Below are 16,639 nucleotides of genomic sequence, written 5' to 3' on the forward strand. Positions count from 1 at the left end.
TCTGTTGCGGCTTTGAGCCTGCACACGATCCGCTGTGCGTCGGCGAAACGGCGTTGAAAGCGTCTTCGCAATGCTCATTGACTTTATGCCAACTCCGCGTCCCTCAGCCGCTTTTGCCTTGTCTCACCTTAGCTCGCTAGCTCGTGAAGCAGTTTTTACTTATCGATGCCGCCCAGTAGCACGTACTTGATTTCCAGGTAGTCTTCGATGCCGTACTTGGAGCCTTCGCGGCCGAGGCCGGACTGCTTCACGCCACCGAACGGTGCGGCTTCGTTGGACAGAATGCCGCTGTTCACCGCCACCATGCCGTATTCCAGGCCTTCGGACACGCGGAAGATGCGGCCGATGTCGCGGGCGTAGAAGTAGGAAGCCAGGCCGAACTCGGTGTCGTTGGCCATCTGGATCGCTTCTTCTTCGGTCTTGAAGCGGAACAGCGGTGCCAGCGGGCCGAAGGTTTCTTCCTTCGCCACTTTCATGGCCGGGGTCACGCCGGTGATCACCGTCGGCTCGAAGAAGCTGTAGCCCAGTGCGTGGCGCTTGCCGCCGGTTACCAGGTTGCCGCCCTTGGCCAGCGCGTCGGCGATGTGCTCTTCCACCTTGGCCACCGCGTTCTCGTCGATCATCGGGCCCTGGGTGATGCCGGCTTCCAGGCCGTTACCCACGTTCAGCTTGGCCACCGCGGCGGCGAATTTCTCGGCGAAGGCATCGTACACGCCGTCCTGCACCAGCAGGCGGTTGGCGCACACGCAGGTCTGGCCGGCGTTGCGGTACTTGGAGATCATCGCGCCTTCTACCGCCGCGTCCAGGTCGGCATCGTCGAACACGATGAACGGTGCGTTGCCGCCCAGTTCCATCGATACCTTCTTCACGGTTTCGGCACACTGGCTGATCAGCTTGCGGCCAACCTCGGTGGAGCCGGTGAAGGAGAATTTCTTCACGGTGTCGCTACCGGTGAGCACGCCGCCGATTTCGGTGGAGCCGCCGGTGAGTACCGAGAACACGCCAGCCGGGATGCCGGCACGCTCGGCCAGCACGGCGATGGCCAGTGCCGACAGCGGGGTCTGGCTGGCCGGGCGTACCACCATCGGGCAGCCGGCGGCCAGCGCCGGGGCAGCCTTGCGGGTGATCATGGCGTTGGGGAAGTTCCACGGCGTGATCGCGGCGGTCACACCGATAGGTTCCTTGCTCACCAGGATGCGCTTGTCGGCGCCGGTGGACGGAATGGTGTCGCCGTAGATGCGCTTGGCTTCTTCGGCATACCACTCGATGTAGCTGGCGCCGTAGGCGATTTCGCCCTTGGCCTCGGCCAGCGGCTTGCCCTGTTCGCAGGTCAGGATCACCGCCAGGTCGTCCTGGTTGGCCATCATCAGGTCGAACCACTTGCGCAGGATGCCGGCGCGTTCCTTGGCAGACTTTTTCTTCCAGCTCTTGAAGGCTTCAGCGGCGCCGTCCACGGCGCGCTGCGCTTCGGCGCTGCCCATTTTCGGCACATGGGCGATGGTTTCGCCGGTGGCCGGGTTGGTGACCGCAATGGTCTGGCCGCTATCGGCATCCAGCCATTGGCCGTTGATGTAGCACTGCTGGCGCAGCAGGGAAGGATCTTTCAGGTTCAGCATGGTGTGTGTCCTTGGTATGCAATGCGGCCAACGTTGCGTGGTGCAAGGTTGGCCGCAATCTAGCTCAGTTCGGGTGATCAGGCCTTGATGGCGGCAACCAGCTTCTGCAGCGCTTCTTCGAAGATGGCGTCTTCGATGGTGAGCGGGAACAGGAAGCGTACTACGTTACCGTACACACCGCAGGTCAGCAGGATCAGGCCGGCTTCCAGCGCCTTGGTTTGCACTTTCTTGGTGAAGTCGGCATCGGCTTCGTGGCTGCCGGCCTTGTTGAATTCCACCGCGATCATGGCGCCCAGACCGCGCACGTCGGCGATCTGCGGAATCTCGGCTTTCAGGCCGTTGAGGGTTTCCTTCAGCTGGTTGCCCAGCTGGTTGGCACGCTCCAGCAGTTTTTCTTCCTGGATCGCCTGGATCACCGCCTTGGACGCGGCCAGCGCCAGCGGGCTGCCGGCGTAGGTGCCGCCCAGGCCGCCCGGTGCCGGCGCGTCCATGTACTCGGCCTTGCCGACTACCGCGGAGATCGGGAAACCGCCGGCCATGGACTTGGCCATGGTCATCAGGTCCGGGGCCACGTCGTAGTGTTCCATGGCGAAGAACTTGCCGGTACGGGCAAAGCCGGCCTGCACTTCGTCGGCGATCAGCAGGATGCCGTGCTGGTCACAGATGCGGCGGATTTCGCGCACCCACTCGGCCGGGGCGGCGTAGAAACCACCTTCGCCCTGTACCGGTTCGAAGATGATGGCGGCCACGCGGGTGGCTTCGATGTCGTACTTGAACAGGCGCTCCACGCTGGCGATGGATTCTTCCACCGACACGCCGTGCAGCGGGTTCGGGAACAGGCCGTGGTACACGTCGGACGGGAACGGGCCGAAACCGATCTTGTACGGGGCGACCTTGCCGGTCAGCGCCATGCCCATCAGGGTGCGGCCGTGGAAGCCGCCGCCGAAGGCGATGATGCCCGGGCGGCCGGTGGCGGCGCGGGCGATTTTCACCGCGTTCTCCACGGCTTCGGCGCCGGTGGTGTAGAACGCGGTTTTCTTGGCGTAGTTGCCCGGGGTCAGCTGGTTCAGCTTTTCGGCAACTTCGATATACAGTTCGTACGGCACCACCTGGTAGCAGGTGTGGCTGAATTTGTTCAGTTGCTCGGCAACGGCAGCCTGAACCTTGTCATGCAGGTGACCGGTGTTCAGCACGCCGATACCACCGGCAAAGTCGATGTAACGCTTGCCTTCGGTGTCCCAGATCTCGGCATTCTTCGCGCGCTCGGCGAAGAAGGAACACATTACGCCTACACCGCGCGGGGTAGCGTTGGCTTTACGTTGCATCAGTTCTTGCGGGCTCATTGAATCTCTCCTTGTAGACGACGGTTCCGGCGGGCGCCGGACGGGGGGCCGGCGTGGCTAGAGCATGGGCTTCATTCTAGTCTCGTGTTTAGCAAAAAGCCACATGTGATGGATAAATTAAACACTCGTGCTGCCGTGAGTGTTGTTTGTTCCGCTGGGCGGTTTTTTGTACCGCCAGTCGGCGCAATGCCTAAGTAAAAACGCTACGGCCAACCTTGGCAAGGCTGGACGCAGCGTTTTAACGAAATAAAGCCGGGGCTGGGCCGGCGGCGGCTCAGAAGAAGCGGTTGACGGTGGCCACCGCCTGGTCGTCCAGTTCGCCGGCGGCCAGCGCCAGCGCCAGGCGCGCATACAGCAGGTTGTAGCGGGCGGCGGCCAGCGCGCGCACCGCGTCCTGGTAGCTGCTTTCGGCGTTCAGCAGGTCGATATTGGTGCGCACGCCCACTTCGCGGCCGAGGCGGGTGGCGTCCAGCTTGCTCTTGGCGGAAACCAGCAGCTGCTCCTGCGCCTTCACCTGCGCGGTGCCGTTGCTCACCCCCAGCCAGGCGCTGCGTACCGCCAGTGCCACGTCGCGGCGCGAGGCCTCCACGTCGCTGCGCGCTTTCTCCAGGTTGGCCGCCGCGGCGCGCACCTGCGAATTGATGCCGCCACCGGCATACAGCGGCAGGGTCAGGTTCAGCCCCAGGCTGTTGCCGGCGGTGCTGGCGCGCCCGGCCAGGCGGCTGCTCGGTTCGGTGGTGTGGGCATTGCTGTAGCCGGCGGTCAGCTCCACGGTGGGCAGGTGCTTGCCGCGCGCGGCGGTCAGGTTTTCTTCCGCCAGCTGCTGCTGCTGCTGTGCGCTCTTGATGCTGAGGCTGCCGGCTTCGGCGCGCTCCAGCCAGCTTTGCAGGCTGCCGAGGTCGGCATCCAGCGCCACGCTGCCGCGCAGGTGGTTGATCTGCTCGGCGTTGAGGCCGGTGAGCTTGGCCAGGGTGTTGCGCTTGATTTCCAGATCGCTGACGGCGGCGATCTCGCTGGCCTGGGCGCTGTCGTAGCCGGCCTGCGCCTCGTGGGTATCGGTAATGGTGGCGGTGCCGACTTCGAACGCCTTCTTCGCCTGCGCCAGCTGGCGTTCGTAGGCTTTCTTGGTGGCGCGGGTGACGTTCAGCACGTCCTCGGCCAGCAGGGTATCGAAATACGCCTTGGCCACGTCGGCGATCAGCTGTTGGCTGCTGGCGCTGAACTGCACGCCGGCCAGCTCGCTGCCGATCACGCCTTTCTTGTAGCCGGTGTAGCTGGCCACGTCGAACAGCGGCTGCGTCAACTGCACGCCGACGCTGCGGGTGTTGTAGGCGTCGGCCGCCGGCTTGATGGCGTCGGTGCGGGTGACGCCGGCGGAAAGGCCGATGCTGGGCAGCAGCAGGGCGCGGCCCTGTACCGCCTGTTCCTGCCCGGCCAGCAGGCTCTGGCGGGCGCCGGCGTAGCTGGCGTCGTAGTCGCGGGCGGCCTGTACCGCGGCGGCCAGGTCGAAGGCGGCGGCCGGCAGGCTGGCGCCCAGCGCCAGGGCGCCGGCCAGCATCAGGTGAGTGTGCGCTTTCATCGAATTACCTGCATCGAGTTATCTATCAGTTCTGAAGCGGACTGAAAGCCAGACCATAACGCATAGTGGTCCGGCTTTCAGCCCCAAGTTTATTAAGAGCTGCTAACGTTGGCCGCCGTTTGCGGGCGCCGCACCTTGAACCAGGCGGCGTACAGCGCCGGCAGGAACAGCAGGGTGAGCACGGTGGCGATCAGCAGGCCGCCCATGATGGCCACCGCCATCGGCCCCCAGAAGGTGCTGCGCGTCAGCGGGATCATCGCCAGGATGGCGGCCAGCGCGGTGAGCATGATCGGGCGGAAGCGGCGCACGGTGGAGCCGACCACCGCCTCGAAGCGCTCGATGCCTTCGGCGATGTCGCTTTCGATCTGGTCCACCAGGATCACCGAGTTGCGCATGATCATCCCGGCCAGCGCGATCACCCCCAGCATGGCGACGAAGCCGAACGGTGCGCCGAACAGCAGCAGCGTCAGCGTGACGCCGATCATGCCCAAGGGCGCGGTAAGCACCACCAGCAGCGTGCGCTGGAAGCTCTTCAGCTGCAGCATCAGCAGGGTGAACACGATGATCAGCATCAGCGGCTGCACCTTGGCGATGGCACCCTGCGATTTCTGGCTGGCTTCCAGCGAGCCGCCCAGTTCGATGTGGTAGCCCAGCGGCAGAGTTTTTTCCAGTGCCTGCAGCTTGGGCCACAGCGCCAGCGAGATGTCGGACGCCTGCACGCCGTCGGCGGCATCGGCACGCACCGAGATGGTGGGCAGCCGGTTGCGGCGCCAGATGATGCTGTCTTCCGGCGCGTAGCGGATGTGGCCGATCTGCGCCACCGGCACGTACTTGCCACTGCCGGTCTGGATCATCAGGCTGCCCAGCGCCGCCACGTTGCGGCGCTCGTCGTTGGCGAGGCGCGCCACCACGGCAATCGCCTTGTCGCCCTCGCGCCACTCGGTAACGCTGCTGCCGGTGAGCAGCAGCTGCAGCTGGCGCGCCAGCTGCTGGCTGGAAATGCCCAGCGCGCGCGCCTTGTCCTGGTCGATGTCGACGCGCAGCGCCTTCACCTGCTCGCCCCAGTCGTTGTTGACGTGGCGGGCAGCCGGGTGGGCGCGCACCAGCGCTTCCACGTTGGCCGCAATGCTGCGCACCTGGTCATGATCCGGCCCCATCACGCGGAACTGCACCGCGTAGCCCACCGGCGGGCCGTTCTCCAGCCGGGTGATGCGGCCGCGCACCAGCGGGAAGTCGGTTTCGAACAGATGCTCCAGCTGCTGCTTCACGTCCTCGCGCACGTGCTCGTCGCGGGTCATCACCATCAGCTGCGCGTAGTTCAGGTGCTGCTGCTGCTGGTCCAGCGGCAGGTAGAAGCGCGGGCTGCCGCCGCCGACGTAGCTGGTGACGCTCACCACCTTGTCGTTGTTCTTGAGGCGGGCCTCCAGCTTGGCCACTTCGCGCTGGGTGGCGGCGTAGTTGGCGCCCTGCGGCAGCCACATGTCCACCAGCAGCTCCGGCCGGTTGGAGGAGGGGAAGAACTGCTGCTGCACGAACAGCTTGAACGCCACCATCGACAGCAGGAAGGCGGCCAAGGTCAGCGAGATCACCGTCTTGCGGTGGTCCAGGCACCATTCCACCGTGCGGCGGAAGCGGCGGTAGAACGGCTTCTGGTACACGTCGTCGTGCTCGTGGCCGGCCATGCTGGCCGGCAGCAGGTGGTAGCCCAGATAGGGGGTGAACACCACCGCCACGATCCACGACAGGATCAGCGCCAGCGACACCACCGCGAACAGGCTGAACACGTACTCGCCGGCATTGGACTTGGCCAGCCCCACCGGCAGGAAGGTGGCGGCGGTGATCAGCGTGCCGGTCAGCATCGGGAAGGCGGTGCTGGTGTAGGCGTAGGTGGCGGCCTGGAACTTGTTCCAGCCCTGTTCCAGCTTCAGCGCCATCATTTCCACCGCGATGATGGCGTCGTCCACCAGCAGGCCCAGCGCGATGATCAGCGAGCCCAGCGAGATGCGCTGCAGGTCGATGTTGAAGAAGTACATGGCGAGGAAGGTCATCGCCAGCACCAGCGGAATCGACAGTGCCACCACCACGCCGGTGCGCATGCCGAGGCTGAAGAAGCTCACCGCCAACACGATCACCACCGCTTCCACCAGCGAGTGCATGAATTCGCTGACCGCGTTCTTCACCACCTTGGGCTGGTCGGACACCGCGTTCACCTGCACCCCCACCGGCAGCTTGGCCTGCAGCTCGCTCATCACCGCTTCCAGGTTCTGCCCCAGTTTCAGCACGTCGCCGCCGGTCTTCATGCTCACCGCCAGGCCGATGGCCGGCTTGCCGTCAAAACGCATGCCGAAGCTGGGCGGGTCGACGAACTGGCGCTCTACCTTGGCCACATCGCCGAGGCGGAAGCTCTTGCCGTTGGCGGCGAGCGGGGTGTCGGCGATGGCCTGCACCGAGTTGTAGCTGCCGGACACGCGCACCCAGATGCGTTCGCTGGCGGTGTCGTAGCTGCCGGCCGGCGTCATGGCGTTCTGTGCGGCCAACGTGGCCCACAGCGTGCTGGCGTCCAGCTGCAGCGCGGCGAGTTTCGCCGTGTCCAGCGTCACGTAGATGCGTTCTTCCTGCTCGCCGACGATGTCCACCTTGCCCACGTCGGGCACGCGCAGCACTTCCAGCTTGGCCTGCTCCACGTAGCGGCGCAGGTCCTCGTAGCTGAAGCCGTCGCCGGTGAAGGCATACAGGTTGCCGAAGGTGTCGCCGAACTCATCGTTGAAATACGGCCCCTGCACCCCGGCGGGCAGGGTGTACTGCATGTCGCCGATCTTCTTGCGCACCGTGTACCACAGCTGCTGCACGTTCTTCGGCGGCACCTCCTCGCGGATCGACAGGATCAGCGTGGCCTCGCCCGGCTTGGTGTAGCTCTTCACGTATTCGAGCTCGCCCAGCTCCTGCAGCTTCTTCTCGATCTTGTCGGTGACCTGGCGCTCGGTCTCCTGCGCGCTGGCGCCGGGCCACAGCACCCGCACCATCATCGCCTTGAAGGTGAACTCCGGGTCTTCCTTCTGCCCCAGCTGGGTATAGGAGAACAGCCCGGCCACCATCAGCACGATCATCAGGTAGCGCACCAGCGAGCTGTTGCGCAGCGCCCATTCCGACAGGTTGAGTTTTTTCGTCATCGTCGGCCCCTTACTGCTGCAGCAGGCTGACGCGCTGGCCGTCGCGCAGCAGGTGCACGCCGGCGGTGACCACTTTCTCGCCCGCGCTCAGGCCGCGGGTGATGGCAATGCTGCTGCCGTCGATGGCGCCGACTTCCACCGCCTTGCGGCCAACCTTGGACTGGGCGTTGATCACCCACACGTAATGCTTGCCCTGGGTATCGAGCATGGCGGCCAGCGGCAGGCGCAGCGCGCTGCCGTCGTGGCCGGCCAGCTGTGCGCGCACGCTGGCGGTCATGCCCAGCCGTACGCTGTCGTCGCTGCGGTTCAGCGTCAGGCGCGCGGCGTAGGTGCGGGTGGCGCTGTCGGCGTCGGCGGCCAGCTCGCGCAGGCGCGCATCCAGCTCGCGGCCGTCGGCCCACAGTTTCACCTTGAAGCCGCTGGCGCCGCGTACCGCAGCCACGGCGTTTTCCGGCACCTGGAACGCGACTTCGCGTTCGCCGCTGGCGGCCAGCCGTGCCACCGCCTGGCCGGCGGACACCACCATGCCCGGCTCGGCGCTGATGCTGCTGATCACGCCGTCGCTATCGGCCAGCAGCGCGGTGTAGTTGCCCTGGTTGCGGCTGGCGACCAGCGCCGCCTGCGCCTGCTGCGATTTGGCGCGCGCGGCGTTCACCGTGGTCTGCTGCCGTTCCACCTGCGCGGCGCTGATGAAGTTCTGCGTCAGCAGCTCGCGGTAGCGCTTGAGGTCGGCCTCCTGCTGCGCTTGATCGGCCTGCGCCGCCGCTAGCTGCGCCAGCTTGGCGCTGGTGTCCAGCTGGTAGTCGCTGCCGTCCAGCACTGCCAGCAGCTGGCCCTTCTTCACGCTGTCGCCGGCGTTGACGCGGCGCTCCAGCACCTTGCCGGCGACGCGGAAGGCCAGCTGGCTTTCGTGGCGGGCGCGGATCTCGCCGCTGAACAGCCGGCTGTCGCCGGCGGCATCGCTGCCGGCCACCACATAGCGTACCGGGCGGATTTCCTCCACCGGTTGGACCTCTTGCTTGCAGCCGGCCAGTGCCAGCAGCGTCAGGCTGGCCAGCGCCAGCGTGCGGTAATGCGGTGTCATGTCGAATTCCTCGTGCGTCTTGTTGTTGTGTGTGCGGGCGGCTTAGTCGCGGGCTTTCAGCCCGTTCAGCATCAGGTCCAGCGCGATTTCCAGATATTCCAGCGGCGGCAGGCTGCGGTGCAGGCTGTCTTCGATGACGCGGCCCAGCGAGCATTGCCAGGTCATGCTCAGCAGCATCGGCGCCACCAGGGTGTCCACCACCGCGTGGGCGGGCATCGGGCGGAACTCGCCGCTGGCCACGCCGCGCTCCAGCACCCGCAGCAGCACCTGGTGGCTGGGCTCGATCACCTCGCGGTGGTAGAAGCGCGCCAGCTCGGGAAAGTTGGTGGCCTCGGCGAACATCAGCTTGCAGATGCCGGCCAGCGGCGATTCGCCGACCTGCTGCCACCAGCGCCGCATCATCAGGTGCAGCAGCTCGGCGCTGCTGCCGTCGAACTGCGCCGCCAGCTCGGCCAGGTCTGCCAGCCGGGTGACCAGGTTGTCGCGCACCACCGCCTTGAAGATGTCTTCCTTGTTTTCGAAGTACAGATAGGGCGTGCCCTTGGTGACGCCGGCGGCCTTGGCGATGTCTTCCATCTTGGTGGCCTTGAAGCCCTTGTCGACGAACAGCTGCAGCGCGGCATCCAGGATCTCCGCCGGGCGCACTTCCTTGCGGCGGCGCCAGCGGGTGATCGGGCAGTTCGATTCCTGACTCATCTTGCATCTCTGAATATTGGTTCAGTAATCGCGGCACTTTAGGGTAATGACTCGAATGCTGGCAATTAATAAATCGATATTCACTAAACTGCTTGGGTAGAATGCAACACTTGTGGATGTTGGCCGCCGTACCCTGCGGCCTGTTTATGCGTACTGGAGAAAGTGACGTGAGCGTAGCCCCCCTCGACAAGGCCGCCATCCTGGCCGAAGCACTGCCCTATATCCGTTCCTTCAACGGCAAGACCATCGTGGTGAAGTACGGCGGTAACGCCATGACCGACGACAAGCTGAAGGAAGACTTCGCCAAGGACGTGGTGCTGCTGAAGCTGGTGGGCCTCAACCCGGTGGTGGTGCACGGCGGCGGCCCGCAGATCAACGAGCTGTTGGAGCGCGTGGGCAAGGAAGGGCAGTTCATCCAGGGCATGCGTGTCACCGACCGCGAGACCATGGACGTGGTGGAAATGGTGCTGGGCGGCCTGGTGAACAAAGAAATCGTGTCGCTGATCAACAAGCACGGCGGCAAGGCGGTGGGCATCACCGGCAAGGACGGCCACTTCATCCGCGCCAGTAAGCTGTTCCTGAAGTCGGAAGCCGACGAGCAGATCGACATCGGCCAGGTGGGCGATATCGAGCACATCGACCCCAGCCTGGTGGCGCTGCTGGACAGCCAGGACTTCATCCCAGTGGTGGCGCCGATCGGCGTCGGCAGTGACGGCGAGGCCTACAACATCAACGCCGACGTGGTGGCCGGCAAACTGGCGGAAACCCTGAACGCGGAAAAACTGGTGCTGATGACCAACACCCCGGGCGTGCTGGACAAGCAGGGCCAGCTGCTCACCGGCCTGACCGCGGCCAAGGTGGACGAGCTGTTCGCCGACGGCACCATCAGCGGCGGCATGCTGCCGAAGATCAGCTCGGCGCTGGATGCGGCACGCAGCGGCGTGAACTCGGTACACATCATCGACGGCCGCGTGCCGCACGCGCTGCTGCTGGAAATCCTCACCGATGCCGGCGTCGGCACCATGATCAAGGCCGGCTGAGGCTGACGCTTGCTTGTTTGCAGGGCCGCCGCGGGCGGCCCTTGTCGTTTTTGCCGCGCTGGGGTTGGCCGCACCGTGCATCGGGATTTCCTGTAGCGGTCGCCGTATGCTGTCTATAGTGTTAAAGCCGCTTGCCGGCGTTGACTAGTCTTGTCCTGAAGAGGGGAGGGTGGCATGCAGACAGTGCGACAGTTGTTGCTGCACAAACGCAGCGGGTTGATCACGGTGGGGCCGGACGCCACGGTGTTCCAGGCGCTGCAGATCATGGCCGAGCACGATATCGGCGCGGTGCTGGTGATGGACATGGGCGATGTGCTGGGCATTTTCTCCGAGCGCGACTACGCGCGGCGCATCGTGCTGCAGGGCCGTACCTCGGCCGGCACCAAGGTGCGCGACATCATGACCAGCAAGGTGGTGTACGTGACGCCGGAGCAGTCGGTGGCCGAGTGCATGGCGCTGATGACCGACAAGCGCTTCCGCCACCTGCCGGTGCTGGAGGACGACAAGGTGCTGGGGCTGCTGTCGATCGGCGACCTGGTGCGCGCCACCATCGACGAGCAGCAGTTCGTGATCGACCAGCTGGTGAATTACATCCGTGCTTGAAGTAGCGGCGGCGGAAAGCAAAAAAGGTTGGCCGCGGCCAACCTTTTGCGTTGTGGGCGGCGTTCAGCCGCCGGGCACCAGCTGCCGTGCCAGCTGCATCAGTGCTGGCGCGATCTGGCTGCGCATCAGTTCCGGGCTGAAGGCGAACGCCGGGCCGCTGGCGTTCAGGCACAGCGCCGGCATGCCGGGCGCCGGCGAGGGCAGCGCCACCCCTACCGCCATCACGTCGCGCTCGAACTCGCCGAACGATTCGCTGTAGCCGCGCTGCAGGTATTGCTGCCGCGCCTGCTCCAGCCGCTCCTGCAGCGATGGCCAGTCCTTGCCGTAGCGCGCTGCCAGCTCGCCATCCAGCTGCGCGCGCTCGCTGTTGTTCAGCGCCGCGTAGCCGGCGCGGCCGATGGCGGTGCTGGCCAGCGGCACGCGCGAGCCGACGGTGAGCTGCACCGACACCCGCGCCTGGCTGCGACAGCTTTCCAGGTACACGATGTCGCTGCCGTCGCGCATGCCCAGGCTGACGGAGATGGTGTGCTTGAGCGCGAACTCGCGCATCAGCGGCGCGGCGATGCGGCGGATGTCGTAGCTGCCCAGCACCGCCGAACCCAGCGCCAGCACCGCCAGCCCCAGCCGGTAGTAGCCGGTCTCGCCGTCCTGCGACAGGTAGCCCAGTTTGGTCAGGGTATAGGTCAGCCGCGACACGGTGGACTTGGGCAGCCCGGTGCGCTGCGCCAGCACCTGGTTGGACAACGCACTTTCCCCCGGCTGGAACGCTGCCAGCACGCGCAGGCCGCGCGCCAGCGCCACCACGAACAGGCGGTCCTTTTCTTCGTCTTCTTGCGGTAGCAACGACATCGTCAACGGTTTCCTCTCAACAGAGTGGCAAGAATAGAGCAGCCCTTGCCGGGGTCCAAGAAAAAAACTTTACACACCGCAGGCGGCTTGTTAGTCTATTTTGCATTGTAGAACTGAATTCCGCAAAGCGGAACAGTACAAAGGAGAAATGCCATGGCCGCCACTTCCGCTCGTGCCCCTTTCGCTTGGGACGATGCCCTTCTGCTTAACGATCAGCTCACCGACGAAGAACGTATGGTGCGCGAGACCGCCTACGCCTACTGTCAGGAGCAACTGCTGCCGCGCGTGCTGACTGCCAACCGCGAGGAACGCTTCGACCGCGAAATCATGAGCGAGATGGGTGAGCTGGGCCTGCTGGGCTGCACTATCGACACCCACGGCTGCGCCGGCCTGTCGCATGTGGCCTATGGCCTGATCGCCCGCGAAGTGGAGCGCGTTGACTCCGGCTATCGCTCCGCCATGTCGGTACAGTCCAGCCTGGTGATGCACCCGATCTGGGCCTACGGTACCGAGGCGCAGAAAGACAAGTTCCTGCCCAAGCTGGCCACCGGCGAATGGGTGGGCTGCTTCGGCCTGACCGAGCCGGATGCCGGCTCCGACCCGGCCGGCATGAAGACCCGCGCCCGCAAGACCGACGGTGGCTACATCCTCAAGGGCAGCAAGATGTGGATCACCAACAGCCCGATCGCCGACGTGTTCGTGGTGTGGGCCAAGGATGACGAAGGCGAGATCCGCGGCTTCGTGCTGGAGAAAGGCATGAAGGGCCTGTCGGCGCCGAAGATCGAAGGCAAGTTCTCGCTGCGTGCGTCGATCACCGGCGAAATCGTGATGGACGACGTGTTCGTGCCGGAAGAAAACGCCTTCCCGGACATCCGCGGTCTGAAAGGCCCGTTCGGCTGCCTGAACAAGGCCCGCTACGGCATCGCCTGGGGGGCGATGGGGGCTGCCGAGTTCTGCTGGCACGGCGCCCGCCAGTACACCCTGGATCGCAAGCAATTCAACCGTCCGCTGGCCGCCACCCAGCTGGTGCAGCTGAAGCTGGCCAATATGCAGACCGAGATCAGCCTGGGCCTGCAGGCCGCGCTGCGCGTCGGCCGCCTGATGGACGAAGGCCGTGCCGCGCCGGAAATGATCAGCCTGATCAAGCGCAACAACTGCGGCAAGGCGCTGGACATCGCCCGCATCGCCCGCGACATGCACGGCGGTAACGGTATCAGCGACGAGTTCCACATCATCCGTCATGTGATGAACCTGGAGGCCGTCAACACTTATGAAGGCACGCACGATGTGCATGCCCTGATTCTGGGCCGGGCCCAGACCGGTATTCAGGCATTCGCCTGATGTGATGTTCCGCCGGCGGCCTCCACCCCGGCGGGATGTTGGTTCCTGTCTGTCCTTGAGGCCCGGTGCGACCGGGCCGTTTTTTTGTATCCATGCCAGTGGGGCTGCCCAGCGGCATGGGTATCCGGCCCTTGCGGCCAACATCGAACACAATAAGGAGTGGCGTTATGTCTGGAGCACTGTCCGGTATCAAGGTGCTGGATCTCACCCGCGTACTGGCCGGCCCGTGGACCGGCCAGCTGCTGGCCGATCTTGGCGCCGAAGTCATCAAGGTGGAGCGCCCGGGCAGCGGCGACGACACGCGGCAGTGGGCACCGCCCAGCCTGGCGGACGGCACCGCCGCCTACTACCTGGCGGCCAATCGCGGCAAACAGTCGCTGACGGTGGACATCACCACTGCCGCTGGCCAGGAGATCGTGCGCAAGTTGGCCGCACAGGCCGACGTGCTGCTGGAAAACTACAAGGTGGGCGGGCTGAAGAAGTACGGCCTTGACTACGACAGCCTGCGCCAGGTGAATGCGCGGCTGGTGTACTGCTCCATCACCGGCTTCGGCCAGGATGGACCGTATGCCGAGCTGCCGGGCTACGACTACATCGTGCAGGGCATGTCCGGCCTGATGAGCATCACCGGCCCGGCCGACGGTGAGCCGCACAAGGTGGGCGTGGCGGTGACCGACCTGTTTACCGGGCTGTATGCGGCCAACGCGGTGCAGGCGGCGCTGATTGCCCGCAGCCGCAGCGGCGAGGGTCAGTATATCGATATGGCGCTGTTCGACTGCTCGCTGGCGATGCTGGCCAACGTCAACATGAACTGGCTGATCGGCCGCGAAGTGCCGCCGCGGCTGGGTAATGCTCACCCCAATATCGTGCCCTACCAGGTGTTCAAGACTGCCGGCGACAGCCACTTCATCCTCGCCTGCGGCAACGACAAGCAGTTCCGCGCGGTGTGCGAGGTAGTGGGGTTGCCGGTGCTGGGCGCCGACGAGCGCTATGCCACCAACCCGCAGCGGGTGCGCAACCGCAACGAGCTGGTGCCGCAGTTGGCCGCAGCCTTCCTGGCCAGGACCCGCGATGAATGGCTGAAGCTGCTGGATGCGGCCGGTGTGCCGTGCGGCCCGATCAATACCGTGGACGAGGCGTTTGCCGACCCGCAGATCCAGCACCGGCAGATGGAAATCCACCTCACCGACAGCGCCGGCCAGGATGTGCCGCTGGTGGCCTGCCCGATCAAGATGTCCGGCACGCCGCCGCGCTACGAGGTGGCGCCGCCGAAGCTGGGCGAGCACACCGATACCGTGCTGGCTTCGCTGGGCTACGACACTGCGGCGATTGCACAACTGAAGGCGGATGGTACCGTTTAAACGCTCGTTTGATTTTGACGCATTGCGGTAACCATTGCATTATTGGGCGATCTGACCCGATACGGCGCATAAGGAGTAGCGGTGGAACGCGAATACATGGAATACGACGTGGTGATCGTCGGTGGTGGCCCTTCCGGCCTGAGCACCGCGATCCGCCTCAAGCAGCTGGCTGCGGAAAAAGGCCAGGAGATCAGTGTCTGCCTGTTGGAGAAGGGCTCCGAGATCGGCGCCCACATCCTGTCCGGCGCCGTACTGGAGCCGCGCACGCTGAACGAACTGATTCCGGACTGGAAGGAAAAAGGCGCGCCGCTGAACACCCCGGCCGCAAAGGATCGCTTCCTGCTGCTGACCGAGACCGAGTCCATCCAGCTGCCCACTCCACCGCAGATGCACAACGAGGGCAACTACATCATCAGCCTGGGCAACTTCTGTCGCTGGCTCGGCCAGCAGGCCGAGGAATACGGCGTAGAAATCTACCCCGGCTTCGCCGCCGCCGAAGTGCTGTACCACGCCGATGGTTCGGTGAAGGGCGTGGCCACCGGCAACGTCGGCACCGGCAAGGATGGTGAAGAAGAGGGCGAACCGGGTATCGAGCTGTGGGCCAAACAGACCATCTTCGCCGAAGGCTGTCGTGGCTCGCTCACCAAGACACTGTTCGAGCGCTTCAAGCTGCGTGACGGCGCCGACCCGCAAACCTACGGTATCGGCATCAAGGAACTGTGGGAAGTGAAGCCGGAGCTGCACCAGCCGGGCAGCATCACCCATACCGCCGGCTGGCCGATGGATCAGAAAACCTATGGCGGCTCCTTCCTCTATCACCTGGAAAACAATCAGGTGGTGGTGGGCTTCGTGGTGGGCCTGGATTACCAGAACCCCTACCTGTCGCCGTACGAGGAATTCCAGCGCTTCAAGACCCACCCGGCGATCAAGGGCGTGTTCGAAGGCGCCCGCCGCCTGTCCTACGGCGCGCGCGCCATCTCCGAAGGTGGCCTGCAGAGCATTCCGAAGCTGACCTTCCCGGGCGGCGTGCTGGTGGGCGATACCGCCGGCTTCCTCAACGTGCCCAAGATCAAGGGCACCCATACCGCGATGAAGTCCGGCATGTTGGCCGCAGAGGCGGTGTTCGACGCGCTGGCCAATGCTGCGGAAGGGCAGGCCATCGAGGCTACCGCCTATACCGACAAGTTCAAGCAAAGCTGGCTGCACGAAGAGCTGCACAGCGTACGCAACATTCGCCCGTCGTTCCGCTGGGGGCTGTGGCCGGCAATGATCTACTCGGCTATCGACACCTACCTGTTCCGCGGCAAGGCGCCATGGACGCTGCGTCACAAGCATCACGACCACGAGTGCCTGAAGCCGAAGGACGAATGCACCCCGATCAGCTATCCCAAGCCGGACGGTGTGTTGACCTTCGATCGCCTGTCGTCGGTGTTCATCTCCAACACCAACCACAGCGAAGACCAGCCGCCGCATTTGCAGCTGAAGGATGCCACCGTCCCGATCCGCATCAACCTGGAAAAGTACGATGCCCCGGAGCAGCGCTACTGCCCGGCCGGCGTATACGAGATCGTCGGTCGCGACGAAGGCCAGCCGCGGCTGCAGATCAATGCGCAGAACTGCGTGCACTGCAAAACCTGCGACATCAAAGATCCGACCCAGAATATCAACTGGGTGACCCCGGAAGGTGGTGGCGGCCCGAATTACCCGAACATGTAAGCAATAGACCGCCCGGCGCCAGCCGGGCTTTTTCCTGCAAGGTTGGCCGCGGCCAACCTTTTTGCTTTTTGGTGTCCTTACGGATCAATCACTTGTCGATTTTGTCTGGTTTTTTGCGGTTGTAGGTGTTGACGAGGGTAAGGCTGGTGGGTATAGTTTGCCTCCTCTGCTGACGACGCAACGAAACGAAGTCAGCCCGCTCTTTAACAAACCAAATAACCGATAGGTGTAAGTGCCTGGC

At 64.7% G+C, this 16,639-nt stretch carries 12 protein-coding genes; 5 read left to right on the forward strand and 7 right to left on the reverse strand.

Annotation, left to right across the window (positions count from 1 at the left end; all coding sequences use genetic code 11):
* Positions 1–155: 155 nt before the first annotated feature.
* From gabD to ACFOLG_RS06505, 6 genes are all read right to left on the reverse strand, one after another.
* Positions 156–1,616, reverse strand: a complete 1,461-nt coding sequence (gene gabD / locus ACFOLG_RS06480) for an NADP-dependent succinate-semialdehyde dehydrogenase (RefSeq protein WP_386089784.1) — start codon at positions 1,614–1,616, stop codon at positions 156–158.
* Between the two features lie 77 nt (positions 1,617–1,693).
* On the reverse strand, positions 1,694–2,959 hold the full coding sequence (gene gabT, locus ACFOLG_RS06485) for a 4-aminobutyrate--2-oxoglutarate transaminase (protein WP_386089787.1): 1,266 nt from the start codon (positions 2,957–2,959) through the stop codon (positions 1,694–1,696).
* A 274-nt stretch (positions 2,960–3,233) separates the two neighbouring features.
* A complete protein-coding gene (locus ACFOLG_RS06490; RefSeq protein ID WP_386089789.1) occupies positions 3,234–4,538 on the reverse strand; it encodes a TolC family outer membrane protein in 1,305 nt (434 codons plus the stop codon).
* Positions 4,539–4,630: 92 nt separating this feature from the next.
* Positions 4,631–7,708, reverse strand: coding sequence for an efflux RND transporter permease subunit (locus tag ACFOLG_RS06495; RefSeq protein WP_386089791.1), 3,078 nt, complete (start codon positions 7,706–7,708; stop codon positions 4,631–4,633).
* A 10-nt stretch (positions 7,709–7,718) separates the two neighbouring features.
* Positions 7,719–8,792, reverse strand: coding sequence for an efflux RND transporter periplasmic adaptor subunit (locus ACFOLG_RS06500; protein ID WP_386089794.1), 1,074 nt, complete (start codon positions 8,790–8,792; stop codon positions 7,719–7,721).
* 42 nt (positions 8,793–8,834) lie between these two features.
* Positions 8,835–9,488, reverse strand: coding sequence for a TetR/AcrR family transcriptional regulator (locus ACFOLG_RS06505; protein WP_386089796.1), 654 nt, complete (start codon positions 9,486–9,488; stop codon positions 8,835–8,837).
* A 167-nt stretch (positions 9,489–9,655) separates the two neighbouring features.
* On the opposite strand from ACFOLG_RS06505, the gene argB reads away from it, so the two are divergent.
* Positions 9,656–10,528 carry an acetylglutamate kinase gene (gene argB, locus ACFOLG_RS06510; RefSeq protein WP_386089798.1) on the forward strand — a complete coding sequence of 291 codons (873 nt, stop codon included), beginning with the start codon at positions 9,656–9,658 and terminating at the stop codon, positions 10,526–10,528.
* Positions 10,529–10,702: 174 nt separating this feature from the next.
* The gene (locus ACFOLG_RS06515; protein ID WP_386089801.1) at positions 10,703–11,131 is read left to right on the forward strand and encodes a CBS domain-containing protein; all 429 of its coding nucleotides are present in this window, start codon (positions 10,703–10,705) and stop codon (positions 11,129–11,131) included.
* Between the two features lie 63 nt (positions 11,132–11,194).
* Here ACFOLG_RS06515 and ACFOLG_RS06520 read toward each other — a convergent pair whose 3' ends face one another.
* Positions 11,195–11,980, reverse strand: a complete 786-nt coding sequence (locus ACFOLG_RS06520; RefSeq protein WP_386089802.1) for an IclR family transcriptional regulator — start codon at positions 11,978–11,980, stop codon at positions 11,195–11,197.
* Positions 11,981–12,133: 153 nt separating this feature from the next.
* Between ACFOLG_RS06520 and ACFOLG_RS06525 the strand changes: the two genes are divergently transcribed.
* The 3 genes from ACFOLG_RS06525 (at position 12,134) to ACFOLG_RS06535 (ending at position 16,398) form a co-directional block, all read left to right on the forward strand.
* Positions 12,134–13,321, forward strand: a complete 1,188-nt coding sequence (locus ACFOLG_RS06525) for an acyl-CoA dehydrogenase (RefSeq protein WP_386089804.1) — start codon at positions 12,134–12,136, stop codon at positions 13,319–13,321.
* Between the two features lie 167 nt (positions 13,322–13,488).
* A complete protein-coding gene (locus tag ACFOLG_RS06530; protein ID WP_386089807.1) occupies positions 13,489–14,682 on the forward strand; it encodes a CaiB/BaiF CoA transferase family protein in 1,194 nt (397 codons plus the stop codon).
* 96 nt (positions 14,683–14,778) lie between these two features.
* Positions 14,779–16,398: an electron transfer flavoprotein-ubiquinone oxidoreductase gene (locus ACFOLG_RS06535; protein ID WP_386089817.1), complete on the forward strand. Its 1,620-nt coding sequence runs from the start codon at positions 14,779–14,781 to the stop codon at positions 16,396–16,398.
* The last annotated feature ends 241 nt before the right edge of the window (positions 16,399–16,639 follow it).

This window comes from Vogesella facilis, assembly GCF_042648525.1.
Classification (GTDB): Bacteria; Pseudomonadota; Gammaproteobacteria; order Burkholderiales; family Chromobacteriaceae; genus Vogesella; species Vogesella facilis.